The 16,308-nt window shown below is 68.4% G+C and carries 15 protein-coding genes and 4 pseudogenes; 11 read left to right on the forward strand and 8 right to left on the reverse strand.

Going from position 1 to position 16,308, the window contains the following annotated elements:
• Positions 1-227: 227 nt before the first annotated feature.
• Genes C463_RS05275 through sdhC form a run of 4 tightly spaced genes read right to left on the reverse strand, consistent with a single transcriptional unit; the run spans position 228 to position 3,807 of the window.
• Positions 228-2,057: an FAD-binding protein gene (locus C463_RS05275; protein WP_008441731.1), complete on the reverse strand. Its 1,830-nt coding sequence runs from the start codon at positions 2,055-2,057 to the stop codon at positions 228-230.
• Positions 2,058-2,110: 53 nt separating this feature from the next.
• Complete coding sequence (locus C463_RS05280; protein WP_008441732.1) at positions 2,111-3,001, reverse strand: succinate dehydrogenase/fumarate reductase iron-sulfur subunit; 891 nt, start codon at positions 2,999-3,001, stop codon at positions 2,111-2,113.
• 7 nt (positions 3,002-3,008) lie between these two features.
• Positions 3,009-3,380 (reverse strand): succinate dehydrogenase hydrophobic membrane anchor subunit, encoded by a 372-nt coding sequence (locus C463_RS05285; protein ID WP_004596874.1) that lies wholly within the window; start codon positions 3,378-3,380, stop codon positions 3,009-3,011.
• Position 3,381: 1 nt separating this feature from the next.
• A complete protein-coding gene (sdhC, locus tag C463_RS05290; protein WP_008441734.1) occupies positions 3,382-3,807 on the reverse strand; it encodes a succinate dehydrogenase, cytochrome b556 subunit in 426 nt (141 codons plus the stop codon).
• A 186-nt stretch (positions 3,808-3,993) separates the two neighbouring features.
• On the opposite strand from sdhC, the gene C463_RS05295 reads away from it, so the two are divergent.
• From C463_RS05295 to C463_RS05315, 5 genes and pseudogenes are all read left to right on the forward strand, one after another.
• Positions 3,994-4,188, forward strand: coding sequence for a cold-shock protein (locus C463_RS05295; protein WP_004596869.1), 195 nt, complete (start codon positions 3,994-3,996; stop codon positions 4,186-4,188).
• Between the two features lie 171 nt (positions 4,189-4,359).
• Complete coding sequence (locus C463_RS05300; RefSeq protein ID WP_008441736.1) at positions 4,360-5,070, forward strand: TetR/AcrR family transcriptional regulator; 711 nt, start codon at positions 4,360-4,362, stop codon at positions 5,068-5,070.
• Positions 5,067-6,443, forward strand: a pseudogene (locus C463_RS05305) (MFS transporter). Before C463_RS05300 ends, C463_RS05305 begins: the two are co-directional and overlap by 4 nt.
• A 538-nt stretch (positions 6,444-6,981) precedes the next feature.
• Positions 6,982-7,458, forward strand: coding sequence for a 50S ribosomal protein L11 (locus C463_RS05310; protein WP_004596863.1), 477 nt, complete (start codon positions 6,982-6,984; stop codon positions 7,456-7,458).
• 142 nt (positions 7,459-7,600) lie between these two features.
• On the forward strand, positions 7,601-7,888 hold the full coding sequence (locus tag C463_RS05315) for a hypothetical protein (RefSeq protein WP_008441738.1): 288 nt from the start codon (positions 7,601-7,603) through the stop codon (positions 7,886-7,888).
• A 28-nt stretch (positions 7,889-7,916) separates the two neighbouring features.
• On the opposite strand, the gene C463_RS05320 is transcribed toward C463_RS05315, so the two are convergent.
• Complete coding sequence (locus tag C463_RS05320; protein WP_008441740.1) at positions 7,917-8,369, reverse strand: universal stress protein; 453 nt, start codon at positions 8,367-8,369, stop codon at positions 7,917-7,919.
• A 144-nt stretch (positions 8,370-8,513) separates the two neighbouring features.
• Here C463_RS05320 and C463_RS05325 point away from each other — a divergent pair, with 144 nt between their 5' ends.
• Complete coding sequence (locus C463_RS05325) at positions 8,514-8,927, forward strand: RDD family protein (protein WP_008441748.1); 414 nt, start codon at positions 8,514-8,516, stop codon at positions 8,925-8,927.
• Between the two features lie 13 nt (positions 8,928-8,940).
• Here C463_RS05325 and C463_RS05330 read toward each other — a convergent pair whose 3' ends face one another.
• Positions 8,941-10,839, reverse strand: a complete 1,899-nt coding sequence (locus tag C463_RS05330) for an ATP-binding protein (protein ID WP_008441751.1) — start codon at positions 10,837-10,839, stop codon at positions 8,941-8,943.
• 104 nt (positions 10,840-10,943) lie between these two features.
• On the opposite strand from C463_RS05330, the gene C463_RS05335 reads away from it, so the two are divergent.
• From C463_RS05335 to C463_RS05355, 5 genes and pseudogenes are all read left to right on the forward strand, one after another.
• On the forward strand, positions 10,944-11,279 hold the full coding sequence (locus tag C463_RS05335; RefSeq protein ID WP_008441754.1) for a DUF7113 family protein: 336 nt from the start codon (positions 10,944-10,946) through the stop codon (positions 11,277-11,279).
• A gap of 97 nt (positions 11,280-11,376) precedes the next feature.
• Positions 11,377-11,577, forward strand: a pseudogene (locus C463_RS05340) (DUF2270 domain-containing protein); the annotation flags it as partial.
• A gap of 195 nt (positions 11,578-11,772) precedes the next feature.
• Positions 11,773-13,154, forward strand: a pseudogene (locus C463_RS05345) (RNA-guided endonuclease InsQ/TnpB family protein).
• A pseudogene (locus C463_RS05350) lies at positions 13,151-13,663 on the forward strand (DUF2270 domain-containing protein); the annotation flags it as partial. The pseudogenes C463_RS05345 and C463_RS05350, both read left to right, overlap by 4 nt.
• Before the next feature lie 57 nt (positions 13,664-13,720).
• A complete protein-coding gene (locus C463_RS05355; RefSeq protein WP_008441756.1) occupies positions 13,721-15,097 on the forward strand; it encodes a M28 family peptidase in 1,377 nt (458 codons plus the stop codon).
• 82 nt (positions 15,098-15,179) lie between these two features.
• On the opposite strand, the gene C463_RS05360 is transcribed toward C463_RS05355, so the two are convergent.
• Both C463_RS05360 and C463_RS05365 read right to left on the reverse strand, forming a co-directional pair.
• Positions 15,180-15,371, reverse strand: a complete 192-nt coding sequence (locus tag C463_RS05360; RefSeq protein WP_008441758.1) for a hypothetical protein — start codon at positions 15,369-15,371, stop codon at positions 15,180-15,182.
• Positions 15,372-15,419: 48 nt separating this feature from the next.
• A complete protein-coding gene (locus C463_RS05365) occupies positions 15,420-16,160 on the reverse strand; it encodes a helix-turn-helix domain-containing protein (protein WP_008441759.1) in 741 nt (246 codons plus the stop codon).
• Between the last annotated feature and the right edge of the window lie 148 nt (positions 16,161-16,308).

Consider the following 16,308-nt stretch of genomic DNA (forward strand, 5'->3'; position numbering starts at 1 on the left):
GAGCGTCGAAAAGCGGTGATAATCGCCATCTCGCACCGGGAACGTCGATCGACGAACCGAAAATCGACGCGTATCGACGCTCGATTTCGACCGTCGACGGATAGGAAACCGTGAACGATCCGGATCGATCGGACGAAACGAGACGGCCCCGTGACGGGGCGCGACGGGTCCGGAACGCGACGAGCCCGGGACCGACGCCCCGGCCGGCCGGTGTGTCGCCGGTCGGCTCAGTACGAGCGGCTCTTCGGCTCGTACGTCTTGTTCTCGCCCTCGAGGACGACCGGCTTGTACCACAGCTCCGGCTCGCCGTCGTTCCACGAGATGAGCGTGTGTTTCAGCCAGTCCTCATCCTTCCGCTCTTGGTGTTCCTTGCGCCAGTGCGCGCCGCGGAACTCCTCACGGGCGAGCGCGCCCATCGTGAGCGCCTCGGCGAGGTCGAGGATGTTCCGCGTCTCGATGGTGTGGATGAGGTCGGTGTTGAACGTCCGCGACGGGTCCGACACCGCGACGTCCTTGTACGCCTCCCGGGCCTCCCGGAGGTCCTCGAGCGTCTCTTCCAGCCGGCCCTCCTCGCGGAACACGTTGACGTTGGCCGTCATCGTTTCCTGGACGGCCGAGCGGATCTCCGCGTGGTTGCGACCCTTCCGGGAGAGCAGCTCGTCGACGCGCTCCTGTGCCCGATCGACGGCGCCCCCGACGACGCTCTCGGCGTCGCTCACCACCGCGCCGCCGTCGGCGGCCGCCGCGCCGGAGCCGCCCGTCTCGCCGACCTCGACGCCGAACTCGTAGTCGGCGGGCTGCCAGTTGCCCGACCGGCCGGTCTCGATCTCGGCCTCGCCCATCTCCTCGCCGGCGGCGTGGCGCCCGGCGCGCTTGCCGAAGACGATGAGTTCGGGCAGCGCGTTGCCGCCGAGGCGGTTCGCGCCGTGGACGGAGGCGCAGGCGCACTCGCCGGCGGCGTACAGCCCGTCGATGACGGTCTCGCCGAACTCGTTCGTCTCGATGCCGCCCATCGCGTAGTGCTGGCCCGGCTTGACCGGCATCGGCTCCGTGAGCCCGTCGGCGCCCTCGAAGTCCTCCGCGAGGTGGAGGATGTTCTCAAGGCGGTCGAGGATTCGCTCTTCGCCGAGGTGGCGCATGTCGAGGTGGACGTACTCGTCCTCGATGCCGCGCCCCTCGTTCACCTCGGTCAGCTCGGCGCGGGAGACGACGTCGCGGGAGGCGAGCTCGCCGTCGTTGTTCGCGTAGCCGTGTTCGAACATGAACCGCTCGCCGTCCTCGTTGTAGAGGATTCCGCCCTCGCCGCGGACGCCCTCGGAGATGAGGACGCCCGTCGACGGCAGCGTCGTCGGGTGGAACTGGATGAACTCCATGTCCTCCATCGGGACGCCGGCGCGGTACGCCATCGCGACGCCGTCGCCGGTGTTCGCCACCGCGTTCGTGGTGTGGTCGAACACCTGTCCCATCCCGCCGGTCGCGAGGATGACGCCGTCGCTGGCGCGGAAGCCGCTGATTTCGCCGCTCTGGATGTCGTACGCGACGACCCCGTGGCAGGTCCGCTCCGCCGGGTCGTCCTCGTCGGTGACGGCGAGGTCCATCACGTGCCACTCGTCGTACACCGTGATTCCCCGTTTGACCACCTGCTCGTACATCGTGTGGAGCATCTGGTGGCCGGTCTCGGCGCCCGCGTACGTCGTGCGCGGGAACGAGAGGCCGCCGAACGGCCGCTGCGAGACGCGGCCGTCGTCCTCGCGGGAGAACGGCATCCCCCAGTGTTCGAGGCGGATGACCTCCTCGGGGCTCTCTTGACAGAGCGCCTCGACCGCCGGCGCGTCGCCGAGGTAGTCGGACCCCTTCATCGTGTCGTACGCGTGGTCCTGCCAGGAGTCGGCGTCGCGCAGCGCCGCGTTGATCCCGCCCTCCGCCGCGCCGGTATGCGACCGGACGGGGTGGAGCTTCGACACCATCGCCACGTCCGCGCCCGCTTCCTGTGCCGCGATCGCCGCCCGGAGTCCCGCCCCGCCGGCCCCGACGACGACGACGTCGTGTTCGTGCATTGTTGGTATGTAATTTCGTAAGTTCCGGAGTCCCTTGATACTGTCTGTCGGGATTACCAGAACTTCAGGTTGTTTTTGACCGCCTCGCGCTTCAGCTCCTGGATGTGTTCGGTGAGGGGGATGTCCTTCGGGCACACCTCGGTGCAGGAGAACTGGGTCTGACACCGCCAGACGCCGTGTTCCTGCTCGATGATCTCCAGGCGCTTCTGTTTCATCTCCTCACCCTCGCGCTCGTCCATCGCGAACCGGTACGCCTTGTTGATCGCGGCCGGCCCGAGGTACTCGTTGTCGCCCGCGGCGATGTTACACGAGGACATACACGCACCACACCAGATACAGCGCGTGGACATCTTGATCTTCTCGCGGTTCTCCCGGTCTTGTCGCTGCTCTTCGAGTTCGCCGTCCGGGTACTCGTCCGTCTGGAAGTACGGCTCGACGGCCTCCATCTGCTCGTAGAAGTGCTCCATGTCGACGACGAGGTCCTTCGTCACCTCGGCGTGCGGGAGCGGCTCGACGCGGATCGGCTCTTCGAGGTCAGAGATCTGCGTCTTACACGCCAGCTTCTGCCCGCCGTTGACGAACATCGCGTCGGAGCCGCACACCGCCTGTCGGCAGGAGTGGCGGAACGTGAGCGAGGAGTCGTACGTGTCGCGCGCGTACATCAGCGCGTCGAGGACGGTCATCCCCTTCGTGAACGGGACGTGGAACGTGTCGAACCGCGGCTCCTGTTTCCCCTCGACCTGCGGGTCGTAGCGGAACACCTTCAGCTCCACCGTGCTGTCGTCGGCGGCGGCCTTCTCGGCCTCCTCCTCCTGCCGCTGTTCGCGGCGCTCGGCCGCGCGACGCCGCTTCTCCGCGCGGCGCTCCTCGCCCTTCGAGGCCGGCTGCGTCTCGGCTTCGGTCTCGCTCGATTCCTCGGTCTGCTTCGGAATTTGCGTGCTCATTGTCGGTTCAGTAGAGTCCGATGCCCGCCCACGCGTTCGCGGTGCGGATTCCCTGTGCGATCAGCACGACGCTCGCGGCGACGAGCGTCCACTTGATCACGGTGCGTTTCGTGCCGGTGAGCCCCTGGTTCACCAAGGCGTTGTAGACGCCGTTGACCCCGTGGAACGTCGCGGTCACGAGGAAGAGGATCATCAGCGAGTAGTAGCTCAGCTGCTCCATCCGGGCGGAGCTGGCGAGGAACGACACCTCGTCGGCGTGGTGGACGAAGTGGAGCAGGAAGAAGTGGAACGCCAACACGACCAGCAGGAACACCGCCGTGACCCGCTGGAGGAACCACATGCGGCCGCCCGACTGGAACGAGGAGTAGCGCTCGGCCATCTCAGAACGCCCCCGCGATGAACGTCGGGACGGACGCGACGGTGATCGCTCCCGTGAGGATCAGCGACGCGTAGAAGCTCTTGTCCTGTGCGTCCAACCCGATTCCGAGGTCGGTGAGGAGGAGTCGGGTCCCGTTGAGCATGTGGAAGACGGCGACGGCCAGCAGGCCGACCTCCAAGAGGCGGACGAGCAGTAGCCCCTCCAGCGAGACGATCGTTTGCGTGTACACGTCGTTGCCCGCAGCGATCGCCGCCTCGCCGGCGCCGGCCGCCGGGATCCCCGTACTCAACACGGCGATGTGCGTGAACAGGTACCCGATGAGCACCCATCCGGTGAACTTGTGGAAGATCCACGCCCACATCCCCGCCTCGAACTCCCGCCAGCGGGCGAAGTCCTCGATGAGGCCTCGATTGTACGACTGACTCATACCTAACGGTTCTGAACCGGGGTCGTATAGTAGTTACTAACACGGCGTTGCTCGCTCCCGCATCCCGGAACTCGGCCCCTTCTCGCGGGCGGGGCGGGCGGCCACGAGCGGTTCCGTGCGACACCGTTCCACGCCCCGGGCCGTCGCGGAAGCCTTATATGTTCCACTCCCGCTTTTACGGTCGCAATGGCGAAAGGCGAAGTTGACTTCTTCAACGACACTGGCGGCTACGGTTTCATCTCGACTGACGACGCGGACGAAGACGTGTTCTTCCACATGGAAGACGTCGGCGGCCCGGACCTCGAAGAGGGTCAGGAAGTCGAGTTCGACATCGAGGAGGCGGACAAGGGTCCGCGCGCGTCGAACGTCACCCGTCTGTAAGTCGGCGACGACACCCGAGGCGAATCGGCTTTTCGACTGTTCTCATTCCCCGAGCGGCGGCGCCGAGCCGCGTTTCGCCGCGAGCCACGGACCGCTCGGCGGCGGTCGAACCCGTCGCTGGACGACCCCGACCGATAGGGATTTACCGTTCGTTAACTGACTGGTCAGTCAATGAGCGACTCGCCGAGCGCGGCAGCGGAGATCATGGACGGGGTGTACAGCGCCCTCCGCGCTCACGGCTACGCCGACCTGACGATGCAGGACATCGCCGACGAGTGTTCGAAGAGCAAGTCGCTGCTCCACTACCACTACGACACGAAGGAGGACCTGCTCGTCGCCTTCTTGGACTACGTCGTCACCGACTCCGAGGAGCGGATCGCGGCCCGCGTCGACGACCCGCCGGTCGACCGGTTGGTCCAGTTCGTGGGCTGGTTCGTCTTCGCCCCCGACGAGCCCGACCGCGAGGCGTTCCACATCGCCCTGCTGGAGCTGCGCACGCAGGGCCCGTTCAACGAGCGGATCCGCGAGCAGCTGGCTCGCAGCGACCAGCTCCTTCGGGGCACCGTCGCTGACATTCTCACGGAGGGGATCGAGGCCGGGGCCTTCCGCAACGTGGACGTGGAAGAGACGGCAGCGCTGCTCGTGGCGACGCTCGACGGCGCGCGGACCCGACAGATAACCCTCGCCGGCGCCGAGCGCGACGCCGAAGGCGACGGCTACACCCGGGAGGTCGCGGAGGCGGCGCTCCGGCGGATCGTCGGGCCGCTGCTCGCGGACGGGGTCGAACTGCCGCCGCTCGACGACGCGATCGACGCGCTCCGTCGCGAGCCCGACGAAACTGACGACGAATCGGCCGGCGAGTCCGCGGACCCCGGCGAATGACCCGCCTCGGGTTCGAGCGCCCGCCGCCGGTCCCGCTCGCGGTGATCGCGAGCACGTTCTTCGTCGGCTTCGGCGGCGGCGTCGTCTTCCCGATCCTCCCGAACCTCGGCGCGGTCCTCGGCATCTCGGCGTTCATGGTCGGCGCGATCCTCTCCGCGAACCGGTGGGTGCGGCTCGTCGCGAACGCGCCGGCGGGCGCGCTCGTCGACCGGTACGGGACGCGCACGTCGTTCGTCGTCGGCCTGTTCGTCGAGGGGGTCGCCACGCTCGGCTACGTCGTCGCGCTCGCGATGCCGTCCGCCGAGTCGCTCCGGCCGCTCGCCGCCTCGCTGCCGACGCTCGCTGCCGGCCCGCTGGCCGTCGGGTCGGCGGACTGGTTCGCGGCGCTCTCGGTCGTCGTCGCGCCCGAGGCGTGGTTCCTGCTCGCGCGCGTCCTCTGAGGGCTCGGTTCCGCGGCCGTGTTCGCGACCGCCTACACCATCGCCGCCGACCTCTCGGACAGCGGCTCGCGGGGGACGAACATGGGGATCGTTCGCGGCGGGATCACGATGGGATTCCCGGCCGGCCTCGTGCTCGGCGGGATCGTCTCGGCGGTCGCGGGCAACGTCGCCGCGTTCACCGTCGCCGCCGCGTTCGCGCTCATGGCCAGCGTGGTCGCCTATCGGTACGTCCCCGAGACGCACGTCACCGGTGACCGCTCCGGGGACTCGATCAAACCGTGGGAGATCGACACCGCCGTCCCGGCGCTGACGGTCGGTCTAGTAAACTTCGGGCTGATGTTCGCGTACATCGGCGCGCTGTTCTCCACGCTCGTGCTCTTCCTCGGGGCGAACGACATCTCGCTGTTCGGCCTCGCCCCGCAGGGGACCTCCGGCCTGTTCATGGCCGGCACGGTCGTCTCGGCGGCGTTCTTCATGCTCGTCGGCGGGCGGGTCTCGGACACCCGCGACTCGCGGACGCCGATCCTCCTGGTCTTCCTCGTCGTCTCGTTCGTCGGGTTCCTGCTGCTCGCTCGGGCCGGATCGGTCCTCTCGCTGGGCCTCGCCTGCGTCTTCATCGGCGCCGGGCAGGGCGGGACGAGCGGTCCGATGATGGCCCTGCTCGCGGACCTCACGCCCGACGAGCGGATGGGCCGCGCCTCCGGGACGAACAACGTCTTCGGTGACGTGGGGGGCGGCCTCGGCCCGATGGTGTCGCTCCCCCTCATCGAGGCGGTGGGCTTCACACCCATCTACGCCGCCTGCGCCGCCCTGCCGCTTCTCGCGGGGGGCGCCCTCCTCCTCGGGGTCCGCCGGGAGACGGGCTCGTTCCTCCCCGGACGCACGGCGAGCGGGACGGGGACGAACGAGCAGCCGAGCGCCGCGGATCCGTAGTCTCCGGCGCGATCAACCCCGCGCCGACACGTAGTATGTACATCGTAAGCGGTGGCGCGTGCCTGCGAGCGGCCGGAGCGAAGCGGAGGCCGCGAGGAGCACGCGCGAGGGACGCCGTGAGCGACCGAAGGGAGCGAACGGCGAGGCTGGGGAGGTGTGAGGTGCGGGGCTGTGCGGGGCGGGGTGGGACTCAAAGCCCCAGTCGCGAGGGCGGCGCAGGCGACGGACGCACCGCAACGAGGGAGCGAACGAAGTGAGCGACCGAGTGAGGAGCGCAGCGAGCGTGCGCCGCCCTCGCGACTGGGGCTTTGGGGGTGTTCGCCGCCTACTGACCATCTGAAATTTATCAACCAGAAGCGGGTGTTTCGGTGATGGTCTACTCGAGATCGCACGATTCTTTATAAACACGCTCTGGACCGGCGGCGCTCGTCGAACAGGTCGTTCACCGCCGGTCAGGCGATGTATAAGGTGTGCGAATCGCTGACTCCCCCTACCCGAAAGAACAACCGTTAAAAGTCGGCGACGGGTTCGTACGGACATGGCTGGAACTATCGAAGCGCTCGTCCCCGGCGGGCAGGCCAACCCCGGTCCGCCGCTCGGTCCCGAGCTCGGACCGACGCCGGTGGACGTTCAGGACGTTGTCGCGGAGATCAACGATGAGACCGCTGCCTTCGACGGCATGGAAGTGCCCGTCACCGTCGAGTACGACGACGACGGCTCCTTCACCATCGAGGTCGGCGTGCCGCCCACCGCGGAGCTCATCAAGGACGAGGCCGGCTTCGAGACCGGCTCCGGCGAGCCCCAGGAGAACTTCGTCGCCGACATGTCCATCGAGCAGGTGAAGACGGTCGCCGAGCAGAAGTCGAGCGACCTGCTCGCGTACGACACGAAGGCCGCCGCCAAGGAGGTCGGCGGCACCTGCGCCTCCCTCGGCGTCACCATCGAGGGCGAGGACGCCCGGACGTTCGACGACCGCGTCGACGCCGGCGAGTACGACGACGTCCTCGACGAGTAATCCCTTTTCGCGGCTCTCCGGCTTTCGGCGTCGCTTTCGATTCCGCCCCGTTACACCGCGGACCGCTCCGCTCCGTTACGCCGCGAACCCCCTGCGACGGCAGAGCCGACGGCTTTTATCGGAGCCGGACCGACTCGCTGGTATGCCGGACCTACACCCGATCGCCAAACGGATCCACAACGTCCAACCTCGACCGGTGCGACTCGAACTTGACACCGGCGAGAGCGGCATCTTCGAGTTCTCGTCGACGGAGTTCTTCCAGCGGGAGTTCCGCGGCGAGGGCGTCCGGACAGACGCCGACCGTGACGCCGACTTCCGGCTGATCAGCTCCGACGACTACGAGCGGATCCCGCTCGGTCGCTCCGGGTCCGACGAGGAGGGGTGGTCGATGGTCGGCGAGGTGGTCGCGGCCGAGCGGGCAGAGGAGTAGTCGGACCGCCGTCGCCCGCGGACCCGCCTCACCGGACGACCGTCACGGGCACCTCGGCGCGGCGCACCACACCCTCCGCGACGCTGCCGAGGAGGACCCGCGAGAGCCCGGTTCGTCCCCGACTCGCCAGCACGACGTGGTCGAACGGCTCGCCGGCGTCCTCCTCGTCGCCGACCGGCGCCTCGCCGCCCGCCACGTCGAGGATCGTCTTCGTCGGGCGTCCCACTTCCAGTCTCGTCTCGACCTCCCGGTCGACTGCCTCGGCCGCCTCGCGCAGGACCCGCTCGCCGCGCTGCTTGGCGCTCTCGTACCACTGGTCGGAGGCGCCGGGGAACCCGCCCTCCGCGCCCGTCGCCGAGTCCGCGGGGTTGATCACGTGGAGCGCCGTGAGTTCGGCGTCGGGCCACTCGGCCGCCGCGAACCGCAGCGCCTCGGCCGCCTCCTCCGACCCGTCGACCGCGACCAGGATGCGCTTGCTCATACGCGGCGGTTCGCCCGCTCGAAATAAAAAGGGCAGCGCCGAGTTCGACCCGACGACAATCCGCCGCGAGGCGCGGACGGCGGCACCGCTCGCGGTCGGTGGTCGGTCAGAAGACACTTGCCGGGCGCCCGTTCAGCGGCCGCTATGGGCAGCACCCCGTACGCGCAGTCGCAGTTGGCGTCGGTCACCGCTCGCGGCGGCGCGTGGCTCGTCGACATCGTCGCGAGCGTCGCCGTCGCCGCCGTCGTCTCGCTGGCCGTCGGCGCCGTCTCGGATGGCCTCGCCGACCTCGCGTTCCTCCTCGTCTGGGTGGGCTGGTACATCGGGCCGGAGGCGGTCTGGGGCCTCACGCTGGGGAAGTGGATCGTCGGGATCGAGGTCGTCGGGACGGACGGCGAGGTCGTCTCCGCGGGCGCCGCCGTCGCGCGGAACGTCACGAAGATCGTCGGCGGGGCCTCGCTGCTGTTGATCCTCGCGGGCGTCGTGTTCATCGCAGATTCGGAGAACAACCAGCGGCTCGGGGATCAGTTCGCGGACACGCTGGTCGTGCGGGTGTAGGCAGCGCCCGCCGTCAGTCGTGGCGGGTCACGCACTCCGAGAGCCCGATCAGCTCGACGGGCTCGGAGTTGTCCGGCGAGTAGACGACCATCTGCCCCTTCTCCATGTACGGGACCTTCCCGGCGAGGTTCGTCGGGATGTTGACGCTGGAGATCGCGTCCTCGTCGCCGAGGTTCAAGACGATCTTCGTGTTCACCTGTTTGAACACCGATTCGGCGACGTCTTGCGGGTCTTGGGTGATCAGGAACAGGCCCAACCGCTCCTTGCGGCCCTGCTTCGCGGCCTCCGTGAACTTCTGGACCACCTTCTGCGCCTGTACGTTGTCGGCGTCGGCGAGGAAGTTGTGCGCCTCGTCCATCCCGACGAGGAGCGGCGTCTCCTTGATCCGGTCGCTCGTGGGGTCGTTCGACAGCTTGTCGTCGACGAGCAGCCCGGCGACCGCGAGGACGACGATCTCCTTCTGCCGGGAGGTCGGCAGGTGGTAGGTGGGGACGACGGAGAGGCCGCCGGGGCGCACCAGCGTGTGGTCCAGCTCGGTGATCGGCTTCGCGTCCTGGTCGAACACGCCGCTCGGAACCCCGCGGACCCGCCGCTTGACCGCGTCGAACGTCGCCTCGTGGACCCGGCCGCTCTCGTGGAGCTCCTCTTTGAGCGCCGGGTCGTCGAGGTACGAGAGGAACTGGCTGTATGTGCCCGAGTCGCCGTAGTTGTCGAAGAATCGGTTGAGCAGCGTCAACAGCGCGGGGTACTGGTTGTCGTTGAGTCCCGACCCCGCGACCAGCCACGGCATGTCCCGCGCCAGCGAGAAGGGGATCGTGAACTCGACGCGCTCGGCGCGGTGCCCCTCGCCGGGGTACGTCGCGTTCGCGACCCGGGGCACGAGGGCGACGGTGTCGTCGTGCCCGCCGTGGGCGATCCCCTCGCGCTCCAGGCGGCGCGCGAACGCGTCGTCGAGGTCGGGGTTGTCGTCGTGCATCTGCGCGTACTCGTCCTGCGGGTCGAACTGGACGACCGCCATCCGCGACTCGCGGCCGTCCCCCATCGGGTACGTCCGGTCCGAGTCGAGGTACTGCCGCAGGACGTTCTTCGAGGCGTGGGTCTTCCCCGAGCCGGTGCCGCCGGCGACGAGCGTGTGGCGGAACGCGAGCGGGTCGCCGTCGCCGTAGTCGTCCTTCACCCGGTAGTCGACCGTGGGCGGCTCCGCCGCGGTCCGCACCTTCTCGCCGCCGACGGAGAGGTGGCCGAGGAAGACGCCGTCGTCGGGGATCTTCAGCCCCGTCTTGATCTCGGCGTCGTCGGCCGCCTCCTCGACGACGGCGCCGGGCTTCGGCACGCGGTCGGTCATGCGGCGCTTCATCCCCTCGCCCTCGCCGTAGACGACGGACATCGGCTCCAGGTCGGCGACGAACTTGTAGTCGCGCTCGGCGAACTCGTCGCGGCGCATCTGCCGGCGGGCGTGGATCTCGGTCGCGTCGTCAGACTGGAACTCCTGTGCGTACTCCAACCCCGTGATCCGGCAGAATAGCCGCTCGCCGTCCGGGTACGGGATCAGGAGGTACTTCCCGAGCCGCACGGACTCGCGGTTGCCCGTCGTGACGAACGCCTTCAGCGACGTCTCCTCTTCCTCCTCCGCCACGCGGAGCCCCTGCGAGACCGACACGACGCCGAGGCCCGAATCGTTGCCGGCCGGCGTCGCCTCGTAGTCGGCGAACGTATCGTCCTCGCGATCGTCGTCCGCGTCGGGTTCGGGCGCGTCCGAGGGGGCCGCGCCCGCCGCGCTCCCCCCGTCGGCCGCGGACTCGCCGCCGGGCCCGCTATCGGCGCCGTCGCCCCCATCCCCGGCGCCGCCGGCCTCGTCCCGAGAGCCGCCGTCGCCGTCACCGGTAAAATCGGTGAAATCCTCCAGTGTCATGGCGGATCCACCGGCCGCCGGGCCGAAAGCGTTTGCCCTCGCGCCGCGCGGGACGGGAACCCCTCCCGCGGCGCCCTTATGCCGCTCGACCTCCTACTCGTGGCATGATACTCGTTCGCGGCAGCGGCGGCGGGACGGACCTCACCGGCACGGTGTTCGAGCGCGGCGAGGAGCCGCCCGCCTACAAGGGCGCGCCGAACGAGGACGCGCCGTACGTGTGGGTGTGCGACTCCTTCTACGAGGTCGAGAGCGGCGGCTCCCCGCTCGTCGTCGACGGCGAGGAGATCCGCGTCGCCTTCGAGGAGCCGATGCCGCGCGGGTTCGACACGCGCGACCAGGCGGTCGCGGCGGCCCGCGAACACGTCCGGACGCAGTTCGCCCGGATCGGCGTCGACCCCGACGACGTCGAGGTCGAGGTGACCGCGGCGGACCCCGCCTGAGTTCCGCCGCCGCGCCCGCGAACGTCACCGCATCGCCACCGCGGCCGCGCCGGCCGCTGACCCCCCTTTTACCCGTCCCCCCTCGGTACGGGTCGGTATGTCCGACTCACCGGAGGACTTCGATCCCGAGTCGCGGGAGGAGCGCGAGGTCGCCGCCGGGGCCGCGACCGACCGCTCCGACTTCCTCTCGCTGATGGCCCACACCTACCGCGGCGAACTCGGGCGGACCAGTTCCTGGCGGACCCGGAGCGACCGGACCACCAACTGGCCGGTCGTGGTGACCGCGTCGATGCTCACAGAGTACCAAGGAGGAAGCCCACGGCTTCAGCCGTTCACGAGACGCTGCGTCTCGTGAGCCGATCAGAACTCTATGAGTTCTGATGACGTGGGAGGAATCCGACACTCCCCGCAACATACAACGAGCGATAGAACCCTGACTCCCCACTACCAGCCGTAGAATTTATAAATAAATAGATTAACATGTGAAACACAGATGGGGGATGTGATCCGCACCGTCAAAGTCAAACTCGACGTGCCCGACGAGCGGTGCGACGACCTCCATCAGACGAAAGACCAGTTTCTCCACTGCGCGAACACGACCGCGGCGTGGNCGTGCCCGACGAGCGGTGCGACGACCTCCATCAGACGAAAGACCAGTTTCTCCACTGCGCGAACACGACCGCGGCGTGGGCGTGGAGACACCCCGACGAGTACTGCGTCACCTCGAAACAACAAGCCGAGAACGCGCTCTACGAGCGCCTTCGCAACGAAACAGCACTCACTGCGAACCTCGTTCAAAAGGGGATTCGACGCGCTATTGAGGCTATGAAAAGCGGTGTCGCCCGACTCAAAAAGGGCGAGACCACCAGTCAACCACACTTCGACGCGTGGAGCGTCGTCTACGATAAGAGAAGTGCGACGTTCCACCGCGATCATGTGTCTCTTTCAACGGTAAACGGCCGTGTCGAGTGTGAGTACGTGATTCCTGACGATCCCGAGGAGACACCGATCGGTGGGTACCTACTGAACGAGGACTACGAGTTCCGGATGTCCACGCTTCAGTACGACCGCTCGACCGACTCGTTCTACCTCCACGCGCGAATGTGCCGGACCACAGACGAACACGAACAGTCCACGGGTGTGTCTTCTGACGCCAAGCACAGAACAGTCCTTGGCGTCGATCTGAACGTGGACGGCTCGCTTGCTGTGACTTCCACGGGAGAATTCATCGGAAACGCCGACGAGATGAACCATCGCCGCCGCGAGTTCGAGAAGACGCGCGGGTCGATGTAGCAGGCAGGAACGCGGTCGGCACACTTATCAATTCAGTCGATGGACGACCGCGAACACCGCTGGATGCAAGACGAACTCCACCGCGCGTCAAACCAGATTCTCGATGAGGCTCGCGACCACGAGTGTACGCACATCGCGTTCGAGAATCTGACGGATATTCGCGAGCGAATGGCTGGTGTCAAGCGATTCCACGCGTGGGCGTTCCGTCGTTTGTACGAGTACGTGGAGTACAAAGCCGAGATGCTCGATATTAAAATCGAGCAGGTGAGTCCGGCGTACACGAGTCAGCGGTGCTCGAAGTGCGGCTTTACCCACGAGAGGAATCGGCGTTCGAAACACCGGTTCGTATGTCAAAAATGCGAGTACGAGCTGAACGCGGATTATAACGCAAGCAAGAACATCGCTCGGAAACTATTGAAACGTCTCCGCTCGGGGCAGAAGTCTTCGAGTGGAGGCGCACCCTGTCAGTGTGCGCTGACGTCAGGGACGGTGAACCTGAACGGCGAATTTATCGCCTCCGTGGATTCGACGGCAGAAGGGGAGTCCACTGACAAGCCCACGACTTCAGTCGTGGGTCACTGACGTGGACCTTTTCGAACGAGTCGCGGCCGCATTACGTGCTGCTCATCGGGCTCGTGATGCTCGGCGTCTTCCTCGGCATCGAGACGCGCCGGTACCGCACCTTCGACGTGTGGCGGTCGCGCGTCCGGCTCTTGGAGGAGAACGTGTTGGCGAACGCGCTCGATCCGGAGGGCGTCGAGCAGTCGAACTGACGGGAGTTGCTGAGCGAGGACCTCCGGGAGCCGACGATCAAGATGCCGACCGTCGAGGCGGTGTCACGGCGGCTTCGTCGGGTGTACGCGCCGCTCTTCTCCGTCTTCGTCGCCGCGTGGGTCGTCAGGCTCACCGTGTTCACGCCCCCGGGCAGCGGCGTCGTCGAGACGGCCGCGGTCGGCGCGCTTCCGGGTGCGCTCGTGCTCGCGGTCGTCGCCGCGTTCTACGTCGCCGCGCTGGCGCTGACGCTCCGGCGGGCTCCGCGGCGGGCCAAAGGCGAGATGCAGACGACCGAAGACATCGACGAGTGGAAGTAGCCCGCCTGCGTCCCCGCTTCCCGCAACCCCTTTTCGCCCGGGGTACTACCCAACGGTATGACCCAGTTACCGGACCGCGTCGTGGGCGACGCGCGGACGAGCGACTTCGGGTGGAACCTCCTCACAGACCTCACCGACATCGGGAACCGGATGGCGGGGTCGACCGGTGAGCGCCGCGGCGCCGAGCGGGTCGTCGAGGCGTTCGAGGCGGCCGGCCTGCGGAACGCCGGCCTCGACGAGTTCGAGATCCCCGGCTGGTGGCGCGGCGAGTCGTCGCTGTCGGTGTCGGGGGCCGTGGAGCGGCACCACGAGAACTCCCACGAGGTGATCGCGCTGCCGGGCACGCCGAGCGGCGAGGTCACCGCCCCGCTCGTCGATGTCGGCGACGGCACCGACGAGGAGTTCGCGGCCGCGGGCGATGCGTTGGAGGGCGCGGTCGCGATGGCCTCCTCGCGCACGCCGGAGAGCCACGACCGGTGGATCCACCGGATGGAGAAGTACGTCGCGGCGGCGGAGCGCGGCGCGGTCGGGTTCGTCTTCCGCAACCACATCGAGGGGGCGCTCCCGCCGACCGGCGAGATCGGCTACCACAACCGACCGGGGCCGATCCCCGCGGTCGGCGTCTCGAAGGAGGTCGGGGACCGGCTCTCCCGGCTGGCCGGGGAGGCCGACGTTGACGGTGCTTGGGAGGGAGACCGGCCGACCGTCTCGCTCGACGTCGACTGCCGGAACGAGCCGACGACCTCGGTGAACGCGGTCGCGGAGGTCGGCCCGGACACCGAGGAGGCGGTGTACCTCACCGCCCACGTCGACGCCCACGACGTGAGCGACGGCGCCAACGACAACGGCGCGGGATCGGCGCTCGTCGCGGAGGTCGGCCACCTGCTCGCGGGCGTCGAGGACGACCTCGACACGCGGGTGCGCCTCGTCACGTTCGGCTCGGAAGAGATCGGGCTGTGGGGGGCGTACCACGCGGCGGAGACGACCCCGAAGGAGGATATCGCCTGCGTGGTGAACCTCGACGGCGCGTGTAGCTCGCGGAACCTCCGCGTGGGGACGAACGGGTTCGAGGGGATGCGGTCGACGTTCGAGGCGGTCGCGGACGCGTTCGACGCGCCCCTGACGACCGGGGAGACGATCTCGCCGCACGGCGACCAGTGGGCGTTCGTCCAAGAAGGGATCCCGGCCGTGATGGCCTCGGCGACGAGCGATCAGTCCGGGCGCGGCTGGGGGCACACCCACGCCGACACCCTCGACAAGCTGGACTCGCGGGACCTCCGCGAGGTGGCGACGCTCGTGACCGCGGCGGTCTACCGGTTCGCGACGGGAGAGGTCGAGGCGGAACACCGGTCGCGGGAGTCGATCCGCGACGCCATCGACGAGGGGTACGTCGAGGAACTGAAGACGGGCGGGCGGTGGCCCTACGACGAGTAAACAAAGCGAGGTAGCGGCGAGGACGGGTTCGGACGAGCCGGGCGCGGCGGCTCGCGGGTCTCTCGCCGACGCGGCGCCCGGCTCACCCCTCGTCGGAGTCGTCGCAGACGCCGAGCGGGAGCGACTCGGGAGCGTCGCCGTCGGCGTCGAGGCCGGCGTACGCGTCGTCGATGAGCCGGGCCAGCTGCGTCTCGGGGCTCACGCCGCGGGCGGCGGCGAGGGCCGCGAGGCGCTCGCACTGCTCGTCCGGCACGGAGACGGTTCCGTCGTCCATGCGCGTCGCTCCGTCCCGAAGCAACAAAAGCGTTGGTCTGCGTCCAATTTAGGCCGAATCCGCCCGATCCGTCTCACGGACGGCGCCGACCGGCTCGCCCTCCGCGAACCGTTCGAACAGCGCGTTCATCACCGCCGACTCGGCGCGCGAGAGGTGTTCCCACACGGTCGTCGAGCCGAGCCCCAGCTCGGCGGCGACCTCTTCGACGCCCACGCCGCCCCCGTGGTCGTAGTAGCCCGCCGCGATGGCGGTCGCGAGGACCTCTCGCTGCCGGTCGGTGAGGCCGTCGAGGAGCCCGGACGTCGGGAGCTGCGGCGAGCGCTCGATCGACGCGAGCTCCACGTTCCGCGCCAGCTCGACCTCGTTGCCGCCGCGTTCGAGCTCGCGCATCACGGCCGAGAGGTCGTCGTCGTTCCCGAGGTACGCCGTCCAGCGCTCCACGCCGCCGGAGATGGTCGTCCCCGTCCGGTAGTGGATCCCCATCCGCGAGAACCGGTCGCCGATCCCGTCCCAGTCGGCGGCCGCGGCGTCGATCGTCAGGGCGACGTAGGCGTGGGTGCCCTCGATCGGCGCGAGCGGCTCCGCGGAGACGATCAGGTCGAACTCGCGGAACTCCTCGACGAACGCCTCGATCTCTTCCGGCGGCCCGGTGAGTTCGGCGATCCGCTTCCGCTCGGGCCCGCTGCCGGTCATCGACGAGACGGAGCGGTACCGCACCTCCGGGTGGCGCGCGCTCACCTCGCACTCCGGCTCCCCCGCGTGGTGGATCCGGAACGTCACTTCCCGCATGGCCGGTCCGAGGTCGCCGAGGTTCAAACGGGTTCCGGACCGTCGCGAGCCATTTATCCCCCCGACCGTGCTACGGTCGGCGTGGTGGCGATGACGAGTCGGTTACCCCCACCGAGCCCCTTGTGACGATGGGTTTCGACCGAGCCAC

Origin of the sequence: Halorubrum californiense DSM 19288 (assembly GCF_000336875.1) — an archaeon.
Taxonomy (GTDB): Archaea; Halobacteriota; Halobacteria; order Halobacteriales; family Haloferacaceae; genus Halorubrum; species Halorubrum californiense.

Bases quoted from the DNA above. Each gene is read 5' to 3' on its own strand.
- C463_RS05275 (WP_008441731.1), bottom strand. From the start codon at position 2,057: ATGCACGAACACGACGTCGTCGTCGTCGGGGCCGGCGGGGCGGGACTC.
- C463_RS05280 (WP_008441732.1), bottom strand. From the start codon at position 3,001: ATGAGCACGCAAATTCCGAAGCAGACCGAGGAATCGAGCGAGACCGAA.
- C463_RS05285 (WP_004596874.1), bottom strand. From the start codon at position 3,380: ATGGCCGAGCGCTACTCCTCGTTCCAGTCGGGCGGCCGCATGTGGTTC.
- sdhC (WP_008441734.1), bottom strand. From the start codon at position 3,807: ATGAGTCAGTCGTACAATCGAGGCCTCATCGAGGACTTCGCCCGCTGG.
- C463_RS05295 (WP_004596869.1), top strand. From the start codon at position 3,994: ATGGCGAAAGGCGAAGTTGACTTCTTCAACGACACTGGCGGCTACGGT.
- C463_RS05300 (WP_008441736.1), top strand. From the start codon at position 4,360: ATGAGCGACTCGCCGAGCGCGGCAGCGGAGATCATGGACGGGGTGTAC.
- C463_RS05310 (WP_004596863.1), top strand. From the start codon at position 6,982: ATGGCTGGAACTATCGAAGCGCTCGTCCCCGGCGGGCAGGCCAACCCC.
- C463_RS05315 (WP_008441738.1), top strand. From the start codon at position 7,601: ATGCCGGACCTACACCCGATCGCCAAACGGATCCACAACGTCCAACCT.
- C463_RS05320 (WP_008441740.1), bottom strand. From the start codon at position 8,369: ATGAGCAAGCGCATCCTGGTCGCGGTCGACGGGTCGGAGGAGGCGGCC.
- C463_RS05325 (WP_008441748.1), top strand. From the start codon at position 8,514: ATGGGCAGCACCCCGTACGCGCAGTCGCAGTTGGCGTCGGTCACCGCT.
- C463_RS05330 (WP_008441751.1), bottom strand. From the start codon at position 10,839: ATGACACTGGAGGATTTCACCGATTTTACCGGTGACGGCGACGGCGGC.
- C463_RS05335 (WP_008441754.1), top strand. From the start codon at position 10,944: ATGATACTCGTTCGCGGCAGCGGCGGCGGGACGGACCTCACCGGCACG.
- C463_RS05355 (WP_008441756.1), top strand. From the start codon at position 13,721: ATGACCCAGTTACCGGACCGCGTCGTGGGCGACGCGCGGACGAGCGAC.
- C463_RS05360 (WP_008441758.1), bottom strand. From the start codon at position 15,371: ATGGACGACGGAACCGTCTCCGTGCCGGACGAGCAGTGCGAGCGCCTC.
- C463_RS05365 (WP_008441759.1), bottom strand. From the start codon at position 16,160: ATGCGGGAAGTGACGTTCCGGATCCACCACGCGGGGGAGCCGGAGTGC.